Consider the following 21,243-nt stretch of genomic DNA (forward strand, 5'->3'; position numbering starts at 1 on the left):
CTATTTTAAATAAGCATTTTTGCCCGTTCCTCTGACAAATTGCAATAAGCTGGTCATCCTCAGCTCAATGAAGGGCTGAGCGACTGTCTTAACAAAGTTGCTTGAGAGGACTGATGTCAGGGCTGCTGTTAAAAGCAAGAGGATCACTAAGCTTTGATAGTCAGTAAGCCAATCCTCAAGCCCGACCTGCCGTAATGTTTTAATAATAAACCCGTGAAGCAGATACACGTAAAATGTCCGGGTTCCCCATCTGGTAAAGAAATACCGTTTTTGCGGAACAAGCGCTAAAAAGCTGAAGGTTGCCCCAAAGGCGAGTACATACCAGCCGATTCGGGATAGTCCGCTTACAAGGGTAACGTCTCCAAATGAAGAATACGGTTTTGAACCAAACAGAAAAGAATAGTCAAAATCGATGCCCCAGCAGATGAAGAATACTGCGGAAAGCACTCCGAGCGCAATTTGTTTGCCGCGTTTTGATCTTAATAGATCAAAATGATGTTTATTTAAATAAAAACCGACAAGGAACATCGGTAAGAATACGAATGTCCGTGACAAGCTCAGCGTGCTGCTGACAAAGTCCAGATAACCGATCAGCACGGCGATTCCGCAGCTGACAAACAGCGCCCACTGCTTTGAAAGCTTTGAAAAAGGATATAGGAGCAGGTTCCAAAAGAATAAGCTTACAAGAAACCATAACGACCATTGCGGATCAATCGGGTTCACATTTGCCATGCTTTCATCTTGCATAATGTAATAAAAGACGGAATAAATGATTTGGAAAATCAAATACGGAATAATCAGCTTGACCGCCAGCTTTTTTACATATCCCGCCCGTTTAAAGCCTTTCGCGAAATAACCGGATACAAGAATAAATGCAGGCATATGGAATGTGTAAATGAACTTGTAGAGGTAGAGCATAAAATGATTATCATTAATAAAGGAACGAAGGATATGACCGAATACAACAAGGAATATCAATAAAAATTTTGCATTATCGAAATAACTGTCCCGCGATTTACTCATAGCATCACCTTCTCTTTCATCAGTCACTAAGAGATTATTCCCTGCTGGTACATATTTTAAAATAAAAGATGAAAAAGGAATCTAAAAAAATGCTGATTGTTAGGTCGATGTAAAGTGATGGTAAGGATCGTAGAAAATGTCTTCGTAATGTAATGGCGCTGAAATTTTCTGAAATTTATAGGGCAAATGAAGGAAGTTCCCGCATTTTGTAGAAATATTGAGGGATAGGTTTTGAAGAAGGAGTGTACATGCATGGAAACTCTTGGTGTCCAGACAAACTCGGAGCTGCGAGAGGAACTGAATCGCCTCAAAGAAGAAAACGCGCGACTGAAAAAGGAATTGAATCAGCATCAAGTGATTGTCAACAATACGCTCGATGCTATTTTTATTTGTGATAACGAAATGCGGATTGTTCAGGCAAATGAAGCAACAGAAAGGATGCTTCAAGTTGACTCGGAAGATTTGAAAAAGCGTTCTGTTTTGGATTTTTTGTTTTCAATCCCAAAGGATGAACTGAATCTTTCCGTAAAGAAGTTTTTTAAAAAAGGCTTTCTATGGAAGGAGGTTCCGATCAGGCTTGATTGCGGGGCAACAAAATACATAGAGTTTCTGGCCAAAAGAGGCATTGGTGAGGATTTCTTTTTTGTTGTCATGAGGGACATATCTTCTAAGAAGATTCTGGAGCGGGAATTCTCTATGAATGAACAGCTTTTTAAGGACTTGTTTGACAGAGCAGTTGACGGAATCGTCCTGTTTGATAAAGATGGCGGTTTTATTGATGCCAATTTGTCCTTTTGTAAAAGCTTTGAAATCAATCATAATGAGCTGTCTCATTTATCGTTGTATGAGTTCATAGACAGCGGCTCACGAAAAGATTTCGACAATATCTGGAAGGCGCTCAACCGCAAGGGAAAAGCGAAGGGGGAGCTGCCTGTCAAGCTTCGTTCAGGAGTTCAAAAACTATTTGAATTCACGATTACATCAAACATCATCAGCGGTTTTTATATGTCCATTATGAGGGATATCACAGAGAAGCGGTCTATGGAGCTACAGCTCTTTAAAAGTGAGGAGCGCTTCAGAGAAATCCTTGAAAATGCAATGGACGCCATCATCATCTGGTCGAATGACGGAAGAATCGTAAAAGCGAATCAATCAGCCTGTAAAATTTTTGAGCTGCCGATGAATTTGCTGTTGAAAAGAAAGCTGTGTGATTTTCTCGTTGACTCGCAGCAGAAATACAGCATAACGAAAAGGAAATACGCAAAATACGGAGAGATCAGAGAAGAGCTGCTGTTTCAAATGGGGAACGGGCAATTCAAAGAGCTTGAATTTACTTCAAAACGGACAATCCTTGAAAATCAGCATTTGACGATCTTAAGAAATGTAAGCGACAGAAAGCGGATGGAAAAGGAGCTTCGGGAAAGCGAGCTGAAATTTAGAAAAGTGTTCAACGGCTCAATGGACGGCAATGTATTGTTCGACAATCAATACAGGATCATTGACGCCAACCCGTTAGCAAGCCATATTTTGGGACTGTCACATGAAGAGATCAAACAGCACAGCCTGTTAGATATTATTTCTGCTTATGAAATAGAAAATCTGGCATCACCGGCAAGGCAGATTAATTTTGATGAAATGGACAACGAAATTCCATTTTTGCTGAGCAGCGGTGATAACAGAAAACTCGAATTCTCATTTAAACGGAATATTATTCAAAATATGAACTTGGCTATCTTTAAAGACGTAACAGAGCGAAAAGAATTGGAGGAACGCCTGCGCAAATCAGATACCCTTCATGTTGTCGGCGAACTCGCAGCCGGCATTGCTCATGAAATCAGAAATCCGATGACTGCTCTTAAAGGCTTCATTCAGCTTCTGAAAGGGAGTGTCGAGGGAGACTACGCCCTTTACTTCAACGTGATCACCTCAGAACTAAAGCGCATCGAATCCATCATCACCGAATTCTTGATTTTAGCCAAGCCCCAGGCCATTATGTATGAGGAAAAACATGTTACCCAAATTATGAGGGACACGATAGACCTTCTAAATGCGCAAGCCAATCTCAGCAATGTACAAATGCAACTTGATTTAATTGACGACATTCCCCCGATTTACTGTGAACCGAATCAGCTGAAACAGGTTTTTATCAATATATTAAAAAACGCCATCGAAGTGATGCCTGACGGCGGAAATATTTTTGTAACGATAAAGGCATTGGATCAAGATCATGTTCTTATCTCCTTAAAAGACGAGGGAATCGGAATGACAGAAGATAAATTAAAGCGCCTTGGTGAACCGTTTTATACGACAAAGGAACGGGGAACTGGACTTGGGCTTATGGTAAGCTATAAAATTATTGAAGAACATCAAGGCGAGATTATGGTAGAAAGTGAAGAAGGGAAGGGCACCGTTTTTCATATTACGCTTCCTGTCAGACAGAATGCTGAAGAAAGAAGGAATGATGAATGAACTACTATACGACAGCCGAGACGCCGCTCGGTGAACTTATCATTGCCGAAGAGGAGGACCGGATCACTCGTCTATTTCTCAGTCAGGAAGATTGGGTGGATTGGAAAGAAACGGTTCAGAATACTGAGCACAAGGAAACACCTAATCTTGCAGAAGCGAAACAACAGCTTCAAGAATATTTCGCAGGCGAAAGGAAGACATTCACCCTGCCGCTCAGCCAAAAGGGCACTCCTTTTCAGCAAAAAGTGTGGCAGGCGCTGGAGATGATTCCATATGGCGAATCCCGAAGCTATGCGGATATTGCCGCTGCGGTCGGCAGTCCGAAAGCGGTGCGCGCTGTCGGACAGGCTAATAAACGTAACGACCTGCCGATTTTTGTCCCGTGCCACAGAGTGATCGGCAAAAACAGTGCGTTAACAGGATACGCCGGAACCAAAACGGAGATCAAAGCATTTTTGCTAAACATCGAGCGAATCTCCTATATAAAGAAAAATAAAACATATGGCACGTTCCCTTTTTTCACGGCCGACATATCATTTTATTAAGTTAAAAAAGTTGGTCTGATGAAAAAGGAGGACAAAGCAATTGAAGCCGAGCCGCTCTGAGAAACTTGCCGTTTTTGCCGAACTGTTTGTGAAACTGCATATCTTATCAAGCGCTCAAAAAGATGAAATCATCAATGTTAACAAAAAGAAACAAAAAAACCGCTGACTCGGCTCCAAATGAGCAAAGTCCGGCGGTTTTTTAATGCACCTTTTCTCCTTTAAACAGCTGTTCAATCTCTTCTTCATAGTTTCCGGTCATAATCCCTTTTTCTGTGATGATTCCTGAAATGAGATCATGAGGTGTAATGTCGAAAGCGGGATTAAAGACAGGCACATTGGATGGAGCGGTCCGAACTCCGGAAATCTGCCTGACTTCCTCGGGATCCCGTTCCTCTATCGGGATATCAGCGCCGCATTTGACCTTTGTATCAAATGTAGATAAAGGTGCGGCGACAAAAAACGGAATATCAAAGGCGTTTGCTAAAATAGCAAGACCGTATGTGCCGATTTTATTTGCCGTATCACCGTTCTTTGCAATTCGGTCGGCTCCGACGATAACAGCGGAAATTTGTTTTTCCTTCATCGTATGGGCGGCCATGCTGTCTGTGATCAGAGTGACATCAATGCCCCCCTGCATCAGCTCCCAAGCAGTAAGGCGTGAACCTTGCAGGACAGGCCTTGTTTCACAGGCATAAATGTGCAATCCCAAATCTTTTTGTTTGGCCAAGTAAAACGGAGCTAGCGCCGTTCCATAGCGGCTTGTCGCGATTGAGCCGGCATTGCAGATTGTCATGATCCTGTCGCCTTTTTTGAAAAGCTGCAGGGCGTTTTGGCCGATCAACCGGCACGTTTCCTCATCCTCGACCTGAATCTGAATGGCTTCATGGACAAGGTTTGTTTTTGCTTCATTTACGGAAATCGCGTTTTCGACCGAATGACTCAGTCTCTCAAGCGCCCATGACAAATTAATGGCGGTAGGCCGTGAGCTGTTTAAATATTGTTTGATGTCTTCCAGTCTGCGGCGGAATTCCGTGACATTATCTGTTTCAATGTTTTTGGCAGCAAGCGCCAGCCCGAAGGCAGCCGTAATGCCGATCGCCGGAGCGCCCCTTACTTTGAGCGTGACAATCGCATCAAATACATCCTCTTTCGTCGTCAGCTCCAAATATTCCGTCTCATCAGGAAGCTTTTGCTGATTTAAAATGGTAATAGCTGTTTCTTTCCATTCAACAGAACGTGGAACAGCAAATGAATGGGTCATGAATGGATCATTCCTTTACAAGTAACTTAAATAATTCAATAACATCTGTTATCGTTTTGAATTCCGAACGTTTTTCGATAAAGGCTGTGCCGGTTTCGAGCGCCAGGCGTTTTCTGCCGATTCGTTTATCAAACGGCACGATCGTATCCAGGTCAGCTACGTGGGCAAGGCCGATCGTGCGTCGTATCAGCTCACAGCCCGCAAATCCGATTGCTTCTTCAAAAATATGGCTGAGCGTATCAGTGAGGTAACCGTCGATGTTGGCGTAAACATCCAGACTGTCCTTCTGCCAGGCTTCACTAAACGTCTCTTCAAACGTTTCCCAGACCTGGTTGACATGTTCATATAACGGCTCTCTGTCAGCCCCGTCACGGCTGAGTGCGTTCAAAAATAAGTTGGCGATAAATTGCCCTACATCAAAGCCGATCGGTCCGTAAAAAGCAAACTCAGGATCAATCACCTTTGTTTCGTGCTCACTTGCGAAAATGCTTCCTGTATGCAAATCACCATGAATCAACGTTTCTGCAGACGTTAAAAATGACTTTTTCAGCTTAGCGGCTTCGATTTTAACGCTGTCATTATTCCAAAGCTTTTCGACAAAAGGACGAAGCTCTTCTTCAAAATCATTTGTGTCATGGTCGAAGAAAGGATCTGTAAAAACAAGTCTTTCCGTAATGTCGCATAGCTCTGGATTTGTAAACTGTTTAACAAGCTGTTTTTTCACCTTAGGTTCAAGCGCGTAATCTGATGAGTAGAAAAGTGTTTTTCCTAAAAATTCACCGATGTGCTGCGACAGATGAGGATAGTTTTCACCCTTAATGAGTCCTTTTCTTGCGATCTTGAGGTGAGAGAGATCCTCCATGACGGTAACCGCCATTTCCGTATCAGAATAAAACACTCTTGGAACCAGGTGAGGCACATGCTCGCCCTGACGGATGAGAGCGCTGCTTTCGATTCTTGCACGGTCGATTGTCAGCGGCCAGCTTTCTCCCACCACTTTTGCATACGGAACCGCCTGTTTAATGATCAATGCTCTGTCATGTTCTTGATCATAAATATGAAAAACGTAATTTAAGTTGCCGTCTCCGATCTCCTGGCATGTCAGCGTGCTTTTGCTTGGAAATAGGCCAAGCTTCACCGCCAACGCCACAGCGGAGCTTTCATTTAACGTTTCGTATAAAGGTGTTTTTGTGACTCCCATCATCATAACCTCCAATTATGTAATCACTTAATATGTGGCCGTAAAAAAGCCTCCTTCTCAGAGAGAAGGAGGCTTAACATCTATGTCCGCCTCTCTTATCTCTCAGATCAGATCTGAATGGAATTAGCACCGTGCCTTAAGAGACCAGCGTCTCGGCGCGAAAAAGATGCGCCCCATTTCACAATGGAATTACGGTCGGTTGCTGTTGGGGTCAAAAGGCCAAATCCCTCGCCCAACTCTCGATAAGAGAATATATTCACTTGTTTGACAATTCTAATTTATCAGTTGATGAACATGGTAACAGGTAATTTAGTTAGTTGTCAATATATTTTTTAATATAAATCTTTTCTGATATCATCGAAAACAGGAATGCTCTCCCGAACTTCTGCGCTTTCTTGAAGGTCGATTTCCGCTCGGACTATGCCTTCTTCCCGGCCGCCTTCAGCAAGTACACGCCCCCATGGATCAATAATCAGGCTATGACCTGCAAATTCATTATCCGGATTTGAACCGGTACAATTGCAGGCTGCGACAAAGCATTGGTTTTCAATGGCCCGCGCAATCAGCAGGCTTTTCCAATGATCAAGGCGGGGAAGAGGCCATTCCGCAGAAATAAACAGCACGTTGGCGCCTTTTGTCGTATGTTTTCTGATCCATTCCGGAAAACGGATATCGTAACAGATCAATCCTGAGCTTTTGACGCCGTCAAGCTCAAAGTATCCGTCTTCGGAACCGGCTGATAAATACAGATGCTCATCCATCAGCTGAAAAAGATGGGCTTTTCTGTACTCTTTAATGATTTGCCCTTCCTTATCCGCGATGTACATTGTATTATAAACATCAGAATTCTCTCTGACAGCGACCGACCCGGCGACAATATGAACACCATGTTTTTTTGCCGTTTTCTTCAGCCAGCTCTGAGCGGAGCGGCTGTCTGCATCTGCGAGTTCATCAAGATTGGCCAGATCATATCCGGTCGTCCATAATTCAGGCAGAACAAGAACATCAGCATGTTTGCTTTCTTTTTCGATGAAAAATTCAGCCTTTTTTATATTTTCCGAAGGTTTGCCGTATGAAATATCAAATTGAAGACAAGATATCGTCCATTTCATCTTTTTAACACCCCAAATTTTTCTTTACTTTTTTCATTTAACCATATATGATGATGGACTATCATTTCAAGATTTTTTTAGAAGGTGAGAATAGATGAAATTTGAACAGTCTCATGTATTGAAGGAATTGCCTAAACAATTCTTCGCTTCTCTGGTGCAGAAAGTGAACCGAAAGCTCGCAGAAGGACATGATGTTATCAATCTAGGACAGGGAAATCCAGATCAGCCGACTCCTGAACATATTGTCGAGGAGATGAAACGAGCTGTTGCTGATCCTGAGAATCATAAATATTCGTCTTTTCGCGGCTCATACCGTCTGAAGTCAGCGGCTGCTGCATTTTACAAAAGAGAGTACGGCATTGATCTGGATCCGGAAACCGAAGTCGCTGTATTATTCGGCGGAAAAGCCGGTCTTGTCGAGCTCCCGCAATGCTTGTTGAATCCCGGTGATACGATCTTAGTTCCCGATCCGGGTTATCCAGATTACTGGTCGGGTGTCACACTTGCAAAAGCAAAGATGGAAATGATGCCGCTCGTAAAGGACAGGGCGTTTCTCCCTGATTACAGCAGCATAACCGCTGAAGTAAGGGAACAGGCGAAATTGATGTATTTGAATTATCCGAATAATCCGACCGGAGCTGTTGCTACTTCTGAGTTCTTTGAAGACACCGTGCGTTTTGCGACTGAAAACGGAATCTGCGTCGTTCACGATTTTGCTTACGGCGCTGTAGGATTTGACGGCTGCAAGCCTTTAAGCTTTTTGCAGACTGAAGGTGCGAAGGATATCGGAATTGAAATTTACACGCTGTCAAAAACGTATAATATGGCAGGATGGCGGGTTGGCTTTGCCGTCGGAAACGCTTCGGTCATTGAAGCGATCAATCTTTATCAAGACCATATGTTTGTCAGTCTTTTCAGAGCGACTCAAGAGGCTGCAGCAGAGGCACTGTTAGCCGATCAGACGTGTGTGGCAGAGCAAAATGCCAGATATGAGAGCAGGAGAAACGCTTGGATCACGGCATGCCGGGAAATCGGCTGGGATGTAACAGCTCCCGCAGGTTCTTTTTTTGCATGGCTGCCTGTGTCTGAAGGCTATACTTCTGAGCAGTTCTCAGATCTTTTGCTGGAAAAAGCGAATGTGGCGGTTGCGGCTGGAAACGGCTTCGGTGAATATGGCGAGGGCTACGTCAGAGTCGGACTTTTAACAAGTGAAGAAAGACTTAAGGAAGCCGCTTATCGAATTGGCAAACTGAACCTGTTTACCCAAAAAAGCATTGACAAGACCTTATAACGATGGGATAATTCAAAATAATTTATAAAATCTATATTTTCTTATCAAGAGCAGGCAGAGGGACGAGCCCGATGAAGCCCGGCAACCGACTTATAAAGCACGGTGCTAATTCTTGCAGCTAGCGGCTGAGAGATAAGATTCGGACGAGAAACGAAACCTCTTTAGACGCGATTGCAGTTTGAAGAGGTTTTTTGATATGGATGAAAATGAAAGGAGCTCTGGCATGAGTGAGTTATTAGCGACATATCTCCTGACCGAACCGGGAGCCGATACAGAGAAGAAAGCAGAACAAATCGCAACAGGATTGACAGTAGGCTCCTGGACTGATCTGCCCCTTGTAAAACAGGAGCAAATGCAAAAGCACAAGGGGCGGGTGATAAAAGTTGAGGAGAGAGAGGGAACTGCTGCATCAGAAAAACAAGCGGTCATCACAATTGCCTATCCTGAAATCAATTTCTCTCAGGATATTCCGGCTTTGCTGACAACAGTGTTTGGCAAGCTGTCCCTGGACGGAAAAATCAAATTAATCGATCTTCACTTCTCTGAAGCATTTAAGCGTGCACTGCCGGGACCGAAGTTTGGCGTATACGGCATCCGGAAGCTGCTGGGAGAGTTTGAGAGACCGCTGTTAATGAGCATATTTAAAGGCGTAATCGGAAGGGACCTGAGTGATATTAAAGAACAGCTCCGGCAGCAGGCGCTTGGCGGAGTTGACTTGATTAAAGACGATGAAATTTTCTTTGAGACAGGTCTAGCACCTTTTGAAACAAGAATTACAGAAGGAAAGCAAATATTGAAAGAAACGTATGAGCAAACCGGACATAAAACGCTGTATGCGGTGAATTTGACCGGACGTACGGCTGATCTGAAAGACAAAGCGAGACGCGCCGCCGAGCTGGGAGCGGATGCGCTTTTGTTTAATGTCTTCGCTTACGGCTTGGACGTTATGCAAGGCCTTGCGGAAGATCCTGAAATCCCAGTTCCGATTATGGCGCATCCAGCAGTCAGCGGAGCGTTTACGTCTTCTCCGTTTTCCGGTTTTTCTCACGCTCTTTTACTCGGAAAATTAAACCGATATTGCGGTGCTGACTTCAGCCTCTTTCCGTCTCCATATGGTTCGGTTGCGCTTCCAAGAGCAGATGCACTGGCGATTCATGAAGAATGTGTGAGAGAGGATGCTTTTAACCAAACATTTGCGGTTCCGTCAGCAGGCATTCATCCCGGCATGGTTCCGCTATTAATGCGTGATTTCGGCATAGACCACATTATTAACGCCGGAGGAGGCGTACATGGACATCCGAACGGTGCCCAAGGCGGGGGGCGAGCGTTCAGAGCCATTATTGATGCGGTCCTAGAGGCCCAGCCGATTGATGAAAAAGCCGAACAATGCAAGGATCTTAAGCTTGCGCTAGATAAATGGGGAAAGGTTGAAGCCGTATGACGACTCGAAAACCTTTTATTATTTGTGATTTTGACGGAACCATCACGATGAACGACAACATTATAAATATCATGAAAACATTTGCTCCCCCAGAGTGGGTGGCATTAAAAGACGGCGTACTTTCCAAAACGCTGTCGATCAAGGAAGGTGTCGGGCGGATGTTCGGCCTTCTGCCCAGCCGTTTAAAAGAAGAGATTACAAGTTTTGTATTGGAAGATGCAAAAATCAGGGAAGGCTTTCGGGAATTTGTAGCATTTATCAATGAGCACGAGATTCCGTTTTATGTCATAAGCGGTGGAATGGACTTTTTTGTATATCCTTTGCTTGAAGGCATTGTGGAGAAAGACCGCATTTATTGCAACCATGCTTCATTTGACAATGACTATATCCATATTGACTGGCCTCATTCCTGCAAGGGCACATGCAGCAATCAATGCGGGTGCTGTAAGCCGTCGGTCATCCATGAACTTTCTGAACCGAACCAATATATCATCATGATCGGTGATTCGGTTACAGATGTGGAGGCAGCAAAGCTGTCTGACCTATGCTTTGCAAGGGATTATTTATTAAACGAATGCCGGGAGCAAAACCTCAATCATCTTCCGTATCAAGATTTTTATGAGATAACAAAGGAAATTGAGAATGTAAAGGAGGTACAGGAATGGCTGCAAAACAAGAACGCTGGCGAGAGCTCGCTGAAGTAAAACGGGAATTGGCAGAGAGAGATTGGTTTCCGGCGACTAGCGGCAATCTGTCAATTAAGGTTACAGATGATCCTTTAACATTTCTCGTCACTGCAAGCGGAAAAGATAAACGCAAAGAGACGGTTGAAGATTTTCTGCTGGTTGATCAAAACGGAGAGCCTGCTGAAAGCGGGCATTCTCTGAAACCGTCAGCAGAAACGCTTTTGCATACACATTTGTACAATAAAACCAATGCCGGATGCTGCCTGCATGTCCATACGGTAAACAATAATGTGATTTCAGAGTTATACGGAGACCAAAAGAAAATCACATTCAAAGGCCAGGAAATTATAAAAGCACTCGGCTTGTGGGAAGAGAACGCAGAAGTGACCATTCCGATTATAGAAAATCCGGCACATATCCCGACGCTTGCGGCACTGTTTGCGGAAGAGATTTCAGAAGATTCAGGAGCTGTTCTGATCCGAAATCATGGTATTACGGCTTGGGGGAAAACAGCATTTGAGGCAAAAAGAGTGCTTGAAGCGTATGAATTTTTGTTCAGCTACCATTTGAAATTGAAAACACTCCAGCATCAGCTGGTTAAATAAAAGGAGGAATTGAAATGGCTACAATTCGAATTCATGATGAGGCAAATACAACGATTGAAAATCAAGAGGAAGTGGCAAGCTTTCTGGACAGTCAAGAGGTTATTTATGAGCAATGGGATATCACGAAGCTTCCGGAACATCTCTCAGAGAAATATGACCTGACAGAAGAAGAAAAACAGCAAATTCTTGATACCTTCGAAACTGAAATTAAAGATATCTCAACCCGCCGCGGCTATAAAGCCCAGGATGTTATTTCATTGTCAGACAGCAATCCGAAACTTGATGAACTGCTTGAAAACTTTAAAAGAGAGCATCACCATACAGACGATGAGGTTCGTTTTATTGTAAGCGGACACGGTATTTTTGTCATTCAAGGCAAGGACGGCACGTTTTTTGATGTCCGTTTAAACCCTGGAGATTTAATCTCCGTGCCTGAGAATATCCGCCATTACTTCACGCTTCAGGAGGACCGCAAAGTTGTCGCGGTGAGAATTTTTGTCACAACTGAAGGCTGGGTTCCGATTTATGAAAAAGACAGCGTGAATCAATAAGCATGAGATAGCCCCGTTCATCGAACGGGGCTTTTTATATTTATTGCAAACGCCACTTTTCATATTGTGACAGTTCTTTTTTAATCAGTGTCCAAATCAAACCTAAAACAGCTGCATCGTCAATGAACCCAAGACCGAGGATTACGTCTGGAATGATATCGAGCAGCATGACGATATACAGGATTGCGGCAGTTAACAGCAAAAGTGTTTTAACCTGTGAACGAGGGTAGTCGCCATTTCGCCAATCGCGAAGCATCTGAAAAAAAGTAGTGATGTGCTGAATACATTTTTTTCGGTTTTTCCTTTTCAAAATTGCTTTTCCGCCTGCCGCTCCGAGCATAATTGCTTTCTTTTTCTTCATTGGGCATACCTCCTGCCTGGCGGCGTGTTTAAGATATTCTTCACCTGGGTATTGTTCTTCTAATCCTATCAATATATCTATTATACCTGAAAAATTAACTTATTTAATGAAAATATGTTTACAAATAAAGTATAATCTGTAATAATGCACAATAACCCAATCAAACTTGTTTCCTATTTCTTAGCGGCGAGGGGTGAAGTGAATGGGCGGTTCTTCTGAACAAGAAAGATTGTTGGTGTCTATTGATGAAAAAAGAAAGTTAATGATAGATGCCGCTAGAAAGCAGGGATTTACAGGGCATGACACGATCAGGCACAGTCAGGAGCTGGATTGTTTAATAAATGAATATCACCAGCTTATGCAAGAAAACGAACATTCCCAAGGGATTCAAGGCCTTGTAAAGAAATTAGGCTTGTGGCCCCGCAGAGATGTTATGCCAGCATATGATGCAAATAAATAGCGGCCTATCAGATGCATATATAAAGAGAGAGCTTTTCGGAAGCGCTCTTTTTTTCTGGAAAAAATTCATATGAAAGAGGGAACTAATGAAAGAACTGGCGATTCTCATTACCAAAATGGTCAATCAATTTCATGATGCTTTTATTTCCTTATGCGAAATATTTGGCATTCATTTAACTGACAAAGAAATGCATTTTTGGGTGATCGGCATTTTTGGCATATTCTTTTTCGGTGTCACTCACGCTGTGTTTACATGGCTTTCTAAATGGAGTATGACAGCCTTGTCCTTCATCTATACCGTTACAGTCATCATTGTCATCGTATTTGCGATTGAGATTCAGCAAAAGGTGACGGGGAGAGGGAATATGGAGTTTTTAGATGCCACGGAAGGTATAAAGGGTTTTTTAGTATTTTTTATGTTTTTTTTGCTTTTGAAAATGCTGTTGCGTTTCATCAAAATCCTTTTTCTGGAAGACCAACAAGCAAATCGAATGGCAATGCCCGATCACGAAGATAAAAAACCCTCCTGACATGGTCAGGGGGGCTATGATGCGGATACGGGGAGGGTGATTGTCACCTCTGTGCCTCTTCGCACTTCACTTTCAATATGAATAGAGCCTCCGTACATCAGCACGATCCGTTTACAAACAACAAGGCCGAGCCCGGTTCCTTTTTCTTTAGAAGTAACAAAGGGAAGGAAGATGTGATCCAGCATTTCCTGAGAAATCCCTTCACCGTTATCCACAACTTTGATTATGGCTTTTTTATCTAAAGCTCCCAGGGAAATCGTTAGTTTGCCTCCTTCAGGCATTGACTCGAGGCCATTTTTTGCTACATTTAAAATCACTTGTTTAATATGATCTTTTGTACATTTTACGAGTAAGGGCTGCTCGGTTAAATACTGCAATTCGACTTCAACATTGTATAGATTGCCCTCAGAATAAATGATCGGCATAATTTCTCCGATAATGTCCTGAAGTGAGTTCAGCTCCCATTTTTCAGCTGTCGGCTTGCCGAGAACGAGAAACTCACTCACTATTTGATTGATGCGCTTTATCTCCTGTTCGATAATGGAGAAGTAAAGCTGATCCTCTTCACCTTTATATTTCTTTTGCAACAGCTGAATAAAGCCGCTTATGCCGGTAAGAGGGTTACGGATTTCATGGGCTGTGCTGGCAGCAAGCGTCCCGATCAGTTCTAATTTTTGCGCCTCATTTTCTGAGCGCTCCAGCTGGGTCTGCCGCTTCAGCAAATAATACAGCACGAGAATAAAAAGGATATTCAGCAGAACAATAATACATGAAAGCGGAAGCACTAGGCTTTTCGTCAGTTCTTCTATTGTGACCGGGTTCGGATAGACTTTCATATTCCAGCTGATATCATCCAGATATCCGCTGACAGGTTTCTGATCCTCTGCATGAGAGGCTTGTCCGCTCGCAAAAATCATTTTCCCGTCTTGGTTCACAACTTCAATATAAACATCAGGGCTTAGTAAGTTAATGAGATTTTTCAAATAATCAATTTGAATAGCTGCGACAAGATAATCTGTCACATTACGTTTTGAGTCCGAAACAGGGACACAAATTGTGAAAATTGGCTGACCAGTAATTCTGCTCGAATAACTATCTGAAATGACTGTCTTTTTAGTTTCCTTTGCTTTTGTAAAAAAAGATCTGTCGGCCAGGTTTACTTTCGTTTTTAATTCGGTTGTGCTTGCGGTGACGTCTCCTTTGGCATTGAGAAAATAGAGACCGGAAAATCTCGGCTCTGAATCAAAGGTCTTTTCCAAAATTGACTGCATTTTCTTTATATCAACCGGTCTGTCGATGGCGATGGATAAGGAGGTCATTCTCGCCATTGTTTCTCCGATTAAATAATTGATTTTGTTGCGGTGAAGGTTTAGCAGGACACTTGCTTCTTGTTTATGTTCTGCAGCTATTGTATCTTTTTCTTTTTCATATACGAAAAAGCTGATGACGATTGCCGGAATCACGACCAGTATGATATAAAGTTTGACTCTCCCGCAGGCGCCTTTTAGTATTTTCAATTTGCATCGCTCCAACATACACCTGATTAGAGGTATTATATCATTGTTTCTTCTTCTTTAATAAGAAAAAATAACCAAAAAAATTAGAAAAAGGTGTTGGCAAGCTTACATTTTAAAAAAGAAGAGAAATATTGGAAAGATTTTTATTGACATTTTGGTCTTTGTTTATTAATGTTTCTCTGTAACGGTTTCTAAAAGGATGATTGAGACATGACAGAAAAATCACTGAAGTTATTTATCGTGCTGTCGCGCGCGTATCGGTCTATTAACGATCATATGAATAAGCATATTCATAAGCATGGGCTGAATCCGACTGAATTTGCTGTGCTAGAGCTTTTGTACCATAAAGGCGATCAGCCGCTGCAGCAGATAGGGGATAAAATTCTCTTGGCTAGCGGGAGCATCACATACGTTGTAGATAAGCTGGAGCAAAAAGAACTTCTCATTCGGAAAGCGTCTCCTACAGACAGACGAGTGACATTTGCGCAAATTACTGAAAAAGGAATCGGTCTTTTGAACGATATTTTCCCTGATCACGCTGCTGAAATTGATGAAATGATCAGCGTATTAAGCGAAGAAGAGGTAGAGATGTGCACCGAAATGTTAAAAAGAGTAGGATTAAACGCAAAACAGTTTCATAATAAGTAAAAAAAGGAAGCCTGATATGTCACAAGGCTTCCTTTTTTGCTATTTTTCATTCGTTTCCGCTGCGCCTCTTGGCAAAATGAGAACTTCAACCCGCCGGTTTTTGCTTCGGCCTTCCGCAGTTTTATTGGAAGCCACCGGTTTATACTCGCCATAACCCTTGGCGCTGAACACTTTTGCATCGAGCTTGGGGTTTTCAATCAGGAGCCCCATAAAGTTTACCGCTCTCATGACGCTTAAATGCCAGTTTGATTGGAATTCAGAATTTTTAATTGGCATATTATCAGTATGTCCGCTGATAATGATATTTCTTGGCGGGTTAATCACAAGAAGATTTGAAATCTCTTTTGCAAGCGGCACATCTTCCTTACGGATGGTCGCTTTTCCAGAATCAAAGAAGATGCTGTCTTTAATCGTAATCAGAAGGCCTTCACTAGTCATCTTCGTCTCCAGCTGATGTTCCAGCTTTTTATCTTTGATGAACTTTTCCACCTGGCTCTTCACATTTTCAAGTTCTTCTTGATCAGCTGCTTTTTCTTTTTCTTTCTTGTTTTTCTCTTTCTCTTCTTTTTCCTTTTTCACTTCATCGATGCCGTCTGACTCGTTTTCAGGAGGAGTGACACTGGAGTAGTCCAGTACACCGGTGCTGCCTGTAAAAACTTCATTAAATGATTTTGAGAGCATTTGAAACTTAGCTGCGTCAATCGAGCTGCTCGCGTACAGCACAATAAACAATGCCAGGAGAAGAGTAAGGATGTCGGCGTAAGGAACGAGCCATGATTCATCAACGTGCTCGTCCTCATGCTTCTTCTTTTTTCTCGCCATTTTGCGCCTCTCCTTGTTCTGCAAATTTCAAGCGGTCCTTCGCAGGAAGATACATTAAAAGCTTTTGTTCGATGACTTTCGGTGCTTGTCCTTCTAAAACGGATAAAACACCTTCAATCATGACCTCACGCAGTTTTACTTCTTGTTTTGATTTTCGTTTTAATTTATTTGCGAAAGGATGCCATAACACATACCCTGTAAAGATACCGAGAAGTGTGGCAACAAAGGCGGCACTGATGGCGTGTCCAAGCTCATCTGTGTTATCCATATGAGAGAGAGCGGCAATCAGCCCGATTACAGCACCGAGTACTCCAAGTGTCGGGGCGTACGTTCCCGCTTGTGTAAAAATAGCGGCTCCGGCTTGGTGCCTGTCCTCCATTGCTTCGACTTCCTCTGTCATAATATCTCTGATAAATTCCGCGCTTTGCCCGTCAACAGCCATGCTGAGCCCGTTTTTCAAGAAAGCATCATCTACATCCTCAATGCTTGCTTCTAAAGCAAGCAGACCTTCGCGGCGTGCAATCTGAGCCCATTCAGAGAACATAGGAATGAGTTCCTCTATTGTGAGCTGTTTATTTTCCTTAAATAACACTCGAAACAGCGCAGGCACTTTTTTAATTTCTTTTGTTGGGAACGCAATAACGACTGCTGAGATTGTCCCGGCGATAATAATTAAAATGGCAGCGGGGTTTGCAAGGGCGCTGAAACTGACGCCTTTCAGAACCATCCCGACGCTCAATGCCACAAAAGCAAGAATAATACCGATTAACGAAGTTTTATCCATAGTTTTTCACCAAATCCTTTTTTACTAGCTTGTCTATGGTTAATATCGGTTTTGGTGCCCGGAACTTTAGGGACATTGTGAATTTGTTCATGAAATATTCAAGGAAGAGGCATAGAAGGGAGAAATAAACAAAAACGGGCTCTCCAAAATTGAAAAGCCCGGGGGTCTACTGAAATTAGCAGCTTGCTTGCAAGCTGTCCTTCAGATGGTATTCATATAATAGTAGAAATACATATTCACTGTATATAAACATGTTCCATCCCTCCTTAAAAAAAGTGTAAAGGATGAAGGGAAGTAGCGCTTCAGGAGAAGGGACGGTAATTTCTAAGTCAAGAGTATGAAAGCATAAAAAAAGCGGCTTCCTAAAAGGAAACCGCTGATTGTTATTTCGCTCGAACTTTGATTTTGTCATCTTCTAAAATCACGTGAAAACTTGTGATCTCGCCATTATCAAGCAGCAGATCGGTCATTTCATCCTCAACCCATTCTTGGATGGTTCTTCTAAGCGGACGTGCACCGAATGAAGGGTGGTAGCCCAGCTCAGCGATTTTTTCTTTCGCTTCATCTGTCACATTCAAGCTAATGCCCCGTTCAGCCAATGTTTCTTCAAGTTCTCCAAGAAGAAGGCTGACGATTTTGACAAGATGTTCTTTTTCCAATGAGCGGAACTCAATAATGCTGTCAAAACGGTTGAGGAACTCAGGTTTAAAGAACATGCTCAGTGAATCAATCAATGTTTGTTCTTCGATGACACTGTCATCTGATTGGAAACCGACTTTCGTTTGTTTCTCACCAGCACCCGCATTACTTGTCATGATGATCACTGTGTCTTTGAAGCTTACAGTTCTGCCTTGGCTGTCTGTCAGACGGCCATCCTCCATAATTTGCAGGAACATATGCTGAACGTCTGGGTGTGCTTTTTCAATCTCATCCAGCAACACAATGCTGTAAGGATTGCGGCGCACTTTCTCAGTTAATTGCCCAGCTTCCTCATGGCCGACATATCCAGGCGGTGAACCGATAATTTTAGATACGGCGTGTTTCTCCATGTATTCGCTCATATCGAGTCGGATAATAGCGTCTTTTGTGCCGAATAATTCATCTGCCAGTGTTTTAGAAAGCTCTGTTTTCCCTACGCCGGTAGGACCGACGAAGAGGAAGGAGCCGACTGGTCTGTTTTTGGATTTTAAACCGGCGCGGCTTCGTCTTACCGCCTTTGCCACTTTTTGAACAGCGGCTTCTTGTCCAATCACGCGTTCATGAAGTTTTGCTTCGAGTTCTTTCATTTTCGTTTGTTCGTCTGCCTGCAGTTTGCCGACAGGGATGCCTGTTTTTTGTTCAACAATTTCCTGAATGTGCTCAGCTTCCACAGTGATAGCGGTATGAGCGGAGGAGCTGTTCAGTTTTTTCTCCAATGCGAGTTCTTCATCACGGAGTTTTGCCGCCAGTTCGTAATTTTCTTCTTCCAGGGCTTTTGTTTTTTCGGCTTCAATTGCAGTTAAGCGTTCAGCGGCATCCTCATCATTCAGTTCATCAATTAACAGGTTGGCTTTTGAACCTGCTTCATCTAATAAATCAATTGCTTTATCCGGCAGGTGTCTGTCCTGAATGTAGCGGGATGATAAAGTGACACACGCTTTGATTGCTTCATCACTGAATGTTACGCCATGGTATGCCTCGTATTTGTCTTTAATCCCTTGCAGAATGAGGATAGCCTGTTCAATTGAAGGCTCCTGCACCATGACAGGCTGAAAACGTCTTTCCAGCGCGGCATCTTTTTCGATTTGACGATATTCTTTCAGTGTTGTCGCGCCAATGACCTGCAGTTCGCCTCTGGCTAGGGCCGGTTTGAGAATGTTGCCGGCGTCCATTGATCCTTCTGCAGAGCCTGCGCCGACGAGAAGGTGAATTTCATCAATGAACAGAATGACATTTTTTCGTTCCTTCAGCTCAGTGATCAGCTGTTTCATTCTCTCCTCAAATTGGCCTCTGATCCCTGTGTTTGCAACAAGGGATGCAACATCAAGCAAATATAGCTCTTTGTTTTTCAGTTTGTTTGGAACATCACCTTCAGCAATTTTTAAAGCGAGCCCTTCAGCGATGGCAGTTTTCCCTACACCCGGCTCACCAATAAGAACCGGATTGTTTTTGTTCCGGCGGTTTAGAATTTCGATCACTCGCGCCACTTCATCATCACGGCCGATGACGGGGTCAATGAGACCGGCTTTTGCACCGTTTGTAATATTTTGAGCCAGCTCATCAAGCAGCCCTTTTTTTCCGCTTTGTTTTGCTGCGCTCTTTTCTTTCGGCTGGAATGCCTGTTCAAACGGAAATCCGAAAGATTGAGGACCCATACTCATTGAAGGTTTACGGGTCAGTTCGTTATAGCAAGTTTCACAAAGAACCATCTGTTTATGAACGGAATTTATTTGCATGTTAAGGCGAATCGTCGCCTCGTTTTGATGACAATGTTGACAACGCATTTGCCAAAACCTCCTTAATAATTTGATCTTCTTTGACCAATGAAAGTGAATAAAAAGGTCTATTGGATTTGACCTTCTTTGACTATTAGTATACGGCAAACTTAACGGCATTCAAACCAATATGCTCAAAGCAGACTGAATATTTGACTATCTTTGACCAATTGGTTTTTAAAAAAGGCCGGTTTGTTTGACCAACTTTGATTAATAGTATACTCTGACTATCTTTGACTTTCAAGTCTTATGCACAAAAAATTTTTGATTTGTTACAAAGTAAAACATGTTTTCTTCGTCTTTTCAAGGAACTTGTCTCATAGGTTATAAAAAGGCATATATGGACAAAACTGCGGTTCGTTTGGAGGGAAGAAATGGAACAATCAAAAGGGTCTGCAAGTCAGCTTGCTTTTGTGTATGTCGGCACAGTAGTCGGAGCTGGATTTGCGACTGGGAGGGAAATTGTTGAGTTTTTTCTGAAGTTCGGCTGGTTCGGTTTATTCGGCATTCTCGTCAGCGGCGGAATGTTTACGTTTCTGGGCGCCAAGCTGATGATCATTTCAAAGCGAATCAATGCCAAGTCATACCAAGAAATGAACATCTTTTTGTTCGGGGCGGCGGCTGGGCGGATTATCAATGTATTTATGCTGTTTGTTCTCCTCGGAGTTACATCTGTCATGCTTTCAGGAGCAGGGGCGCTTTTTGAGGAACAATTGGGGATGTCCGCTCAGATTGGGATGCTTATTACAATCGGTCTGAGCTTAATTGTGATGACTAGAGGAGTAAAAGGCATTTTCGGTGTCAATGTGTTTGTTGTTCCCCTTTTAATCCTCTTTTCAATGATTGTGGTGGCCGACTCTTTTATATTCAGCGAATCACGAAACGCAGCTCAGTGGGTCTGGCCGCATCGATGGGATTGGCTGTTATCAGCCTTTTCTTACGGGGCTTTGAATTTATCGCTTGCCCAAGCAGTTTTGGTTCCGCTGGCGAATGAAATGTCCTCGGAGAAAGTGATCAAAAAAGGCGCTTTAATCGGAGGCACGATGCTGACGATTGTGCTGTCCGGGAGTTTTCTGTCTTTGTCAACTCTTCCGGATGTATTTTTGTATGATATACCGATGGCGCAAGTGGTTTATCTCTTTGCACGATCTGTCCATTTGATTTATTTACTCATTATTTTCGGAGAAGTGTTCACATCAGTTATCGGTAATCTATATGGATTAGAAAAACAAGTGCAAAGCTTTCTTCCAGTGAAAAGCAAATATATCTTTGCAGCCATTATGATCACGGCTTATATTACGAGCCAAATAGGGTACGGCAGGCTTATTTCAACGATTTATCCCTTGTTTGGCTATGTGAGCCTGGCCTTCATAGGCGTTTTGCTTTGCAAAAAAGCTCCTCGGCGGCGCAGTTTATAAATATATATAATGAAACGAACCGTCACTATAGAGCGATAATTGATC

The 21,243-nt window shown here is 42.9% G+C and carries 20 protein-coding genes, 1 pseudogene and 2 riboswitches; of the genes and pseudogenes, 12 read left to right on the forward strand and 9 right to left on the reverse strand.

Annotated features, from left to right (window positions below; genetic code table 11):
• The gene (locus tag NSQ09_RS13250) at nucleotides 1–1,023 is read right to left on the reverse strand and encodes an acyltransferase family protein (protein ID WP_017695075.1); all 1,023 of its coding nucleotides are present in this window, start codon (nucleotides 1,021–1,023) and stop codon (nucleotides 1–3) included.
• 252 nt (nucleotides 1,024–1,275) lie between these two features.
• Here NSQ09_RS13250 and kinE point away from each other — a divergent pair, with 252 nt between their 5' ends.
• From kinE to NSQ09_RS13265, 3 genes are read left to right on the forward strand one after another with little or no spacing between them, the layout of a single operon-like run.
• Nucleotides 1,276–3,492, forward strand: coding sequence for a sporulation two-component system sensor histidine kinase KinE (kinE, locus tag NSQ09_RS13255; protein ID WP_341031656.1), 2,217 nt, complete (start codon nucleotides 1,276–1,278; stop codon nucleotides 3,490–3,492).
• Nucleotides 3,489–4,037: a methylated-DNA--protein-cysteine methyltransferase gene (gene ogt, locus NSQ09_RS13260; RefSeq protein ID WP_341031659.1), complete on the forward strand. Its 549-nt coding sequence runs from the start codon at nucleotides 3,489–3,491 to the stop codon at nucleotides 4,035–4,037. The genes kinE and ogt overlap by 4 nt, the downstream gene beginning before the upstream one ends.
• 40 nt (nucleotides 4,038–4,077) lie before the next feature.
• On the forward strand, nucleotides 4,078–4,203 hold the full coding sequence (locus NSQ09_RS13265) for a hypothetical protein (protein ID WP_003232500.1): 126 nt from the start codon (nucleotides 4,078–4,080) through the stop codon (nucleotides 4,201–4,203).
• Between the two features lie 33 nt (nucleotides 4,204–4,236).
• On the opposite strand, the gene mtnA is transcribed toward NSQ09_RS13265, so the two are convergent.
• The 3 genes from mtnA to NSQ09_RS13280 all read right to left on the reverse strand — a co-directional run bounded on the left by mtnA (nucleotide 4,237) and on the right by NSQ09_RS13280 (nucleotide 7,611).
• On the reverse strand, nucleotides 4,237–5,298 hold the full coding sequence (gene mtnA, locus NSQ09_RS13270) for an S-methyl-5-thioribose-1-phosphate isomerase (protein ID WP_029726988.1): 1,062 nt from the start codon (nucleotides 5,296–5,298) through the stop codon (nucleotides 4,237–4,239).
• Between the two features lie 7 nt (nucleotides 5,299–5,305).
• Nucleotides 5,306–6,499, reverse strand: a complete 1,194-nt coding sequence (mtnK, locus tag NSQ09_RS13275; protein WP_017695073.1) for an S-methyl-5-thioribose kinase — start codon at nucleotides 6,497–6,499, stop codon at nucleotides 5,306–5,308.
• A 92-nt stretch (nucleotides 6,500–6,591) separates the two neighbouring features.
• A riboswitch (SAM riboswitch) is annotated at nucleotides 6,592–6,748 on the reverse strand.
• A gap of 83 nt (nucleotides 6,749–6,831) precedes the next feature.
• Complete coding sequence (locus NSQ09_RS13280) at nucleotides 6,832–7,611, reverse strand: carbon-nitrogen family hydrolase (protein ID WP_041337652.1); 780 nt, start codon at nucleotides 7,609–7,611, stop codon at nucleotides 6,832–6,834.
• Nucleotides 7,612–7,705: 94 nt separating this feature from the next.
• On the opposite strand from NSQ09_RS13280, the gene mtnE reads away from it, so the two are divergent.
• The 5 genes from mtnE to mtnD all read left to right on the forward strand — a co-directional run bounded on the left by mtnE (nucleotide 7,706) and on the right by mtnD (nucleotide 12,185).
• On the forward strand, nucleotides 7,706–8,902 hold the full coding sequence (gene mtnE, locus NSQ09_RS13285; protein ID WP_041333448.1) for a methionine-glutamine aminotransferase: 1,197 nt from the start codon (nucleotides 7,706–7,708) through the stop codon (nucleotides 8,900–8,902).
• Between the two features lie 38 nt (nucleotides 8,903–8,940).
• A riboswitch (SAM riboswitch) is annotated at nucleotides 8,941–9,041 on the forward strand.
• Between the two features lie 84 nt (nucleotides 9,042–9,125).
• Nucleotides 9,126–10,343 carry a 2,3-diketo-5-methylthiopentyl-1-phosphate enolase gene (gene mtnW / locus NSQ09_RS13290; RefSeq protein ID WP_272515583.1) on the forward strand — a complete coding sequence of 406 codons (1,218 nt, stop codon included), beginning with the start codon at nucleotides 9,126–9,128 and terminating at the stop codon, nucleotides 10,341–10,343.
• Entirely contained in the window at nucleotides 10,340–11,047 is a 708-nt protein-coding gene (mtnX, locus tag NSQ09_RS13295; RefSeq protein ID WP_046380981.1) for a 2-hydroxy-3-keto-5-methylthiopentenyl-1-phosphate phosphatase, read from the forward strand. Before mtnW ends, mtnX begins: the two co-directional genes overlap by 4 nt.
• The gene (locus NSQ09_RS13300) at nucleotides 11,005–11,634 is read left to right on the forward strand and encodes a methylthioribulose 1-phosphate dehydratase (RefSeq protein ID WP_086343770.1); all 630 of its coding nucleotides are present in this window, start codon (nucleotides 11,005–11,007) and stop codon (nucleotides 11,632–11,634) included. Before mtnX ends, NSQ09_RS13300 begins: the two co-directional genes overlap by 43 nt.
• A gap of 14 nt (nucleotides 11,635–11,648) precedes the next feature.
• Nucleotides 11,649–12,185 carry an acireductone dioxygenase gene (gene mtnD, locus NSQ09_RS13305; RefSeq protein ID WP_003232483.1) on the forward strand — a complete coding sequence of 179 codons (537 nt, stop codon included), beginning with the start codon at nucleotides 11,649–11,651 and terminating at the stop codon, nucleotides 12,183–12,185.
• A gap of 40 nt (nucleotides 12,186–12,225) precedes the next feature.
• On the opposite strand, the gene NSQ09_RS13310 is transcribed toward mtnD, so the two are convergent.
• Nucleotides 12,226–12,546 (reverse strand): YkvA family protein, encoded by a 321-nt coding sequence (locus tag NSQ09_RS13310; protein ID WP_095843662.1) that lies wholly within the window; start codon nucleotides 12,544–12,546, stop codon nucleotides 12,226–12,228.
• 202 nt (nucleotides 12,547–12,748) lie between these two features.
• Here NSQ09_RS13310 and spo0E point away from each other — a divergent pair, with 202 nt between their 5' ends.
• On the forward strand, nucleotides 12,749–13,006 hold the full coding sequence (spo0E, locus tag NSQ09_RS13315; protein WP_003218598.1) for an aspartyl-phosphate phosphatase Spo0E: 258 nt from the start codon (nucleotides 12,749–12,751) through the stop codon (nucleotides 13,004–13,006).
• A gap of 85 nt (nucleotides 13,007–13,091) precedes the next feature.
• Nucleotides 13,092–13,522 (forward strand): annotated as a pseudogene (locus NSQ09_RS13320) (hypothetical protein).
• 27 nt (nucleotides 13,523–13,549) lie between these two features.
• On the opposite strand, the gene kinD reads toward NSQ09_RS13320, so the two are convergent.
• Nucleotides 13,550–15,070: a sporulation kinase KinD gene (gene kinD / locus NSQ09_RS13325; RefSeq protein ID WP_080031039.1), complete on the reverse strand. Its 1,521-nt coding sequence runs from the start codon at nucleotides 15,068–15,070 to the stop codon at nucleotides 13,550–13,552.
• Nucleotides 15,071–15,262: 192 nt separating this feature from the next.
• Here kinD and mhqR point away from each other — a divergent pair, with 192 nt between their 5' ends.
• Nucleotides 15,263–15,700 carry a MarR family transcriptional regulator MhqR gene (mhqR, locus tag NSQ09_RS13330; protein ID WP_003232475.1) on the forward strand — a complete coding sequence of 146 codons (438 nt, stop codon included), beginning with the start codon at nucleotides 15,263–15,265 and terminating at the stop codon, nucleotides 15,698–15,700.
• Nucleotides 15,701–15,739: 39 nt separating this feature from the next.
• Here mhqR and motB read toward each other — a convergent pair whose 3' ends face one another.
• The 3 genes from motB to clpE form a co-directional block, all read right to left on the reverse strand.
• A complete protein-coding gene (gene motB / locus NSQ09_RS13335; RefSeq protein WP_017695066.1) occupies nucleotides 15,740–16,522 on the reverse strand; it encodes a flagellar motor protein MotB in 783 nt (260 codons plus the stop codon).
• A complete protein-coding gene (gene motA, locus NSQ09_RS13340) occupies nucleotides 16,497–17,306 on the reverse strand; it encodes a flagellar motor stator protein MotA (RefSeq protein ID WP_041351229.1) in 810 nt (269 codons plus the stop codon). Before motA ends, motB begins: the two co-directional genes overlap by 26 nt.
• Nucleotides 17,307–17,689: 383 nt before the next feature.
• Entirely contained in the window at nucleotides 17,690–19,789 is a 2,100-nt protein-coding gene (clpE, locus tag NSQ09_RS13345) for an ATP-dependent protease ATP-binding subunit ClpE (protein ID WP_041333459.1), read from the reverse strand.
• 365 nt (nucleotides 19,790–20,154) lie between these two features.
• On the opposite strand from clpE, the gene NSQ09_RS13350 reads away from it, so the two are divergent.
• On the forward strand, nucleotides 20,155–21,198 hold the full coding sequence (locus tag NSQ09_RS13350) for a YkvI family membrane protein (protein WP_041333462.1): 1,044 nt from the start codon (nucleotides 20,155–20,157) through the stop codon (nucleotides 21,196–21,198).
• The last annotated feature ends 45 nt before the right edge of the window (nucleotides 21,199–21,243 follow it).

This window comes from Bacillus sp. FSL W8-1202, assembly GCF_038006165.1.
Taxonomy (GTDB): Bacteria; Bacillota; Bacilli; order Bacillales; family Bacillaceae; genus Bacillus; species Bacillus subtilis.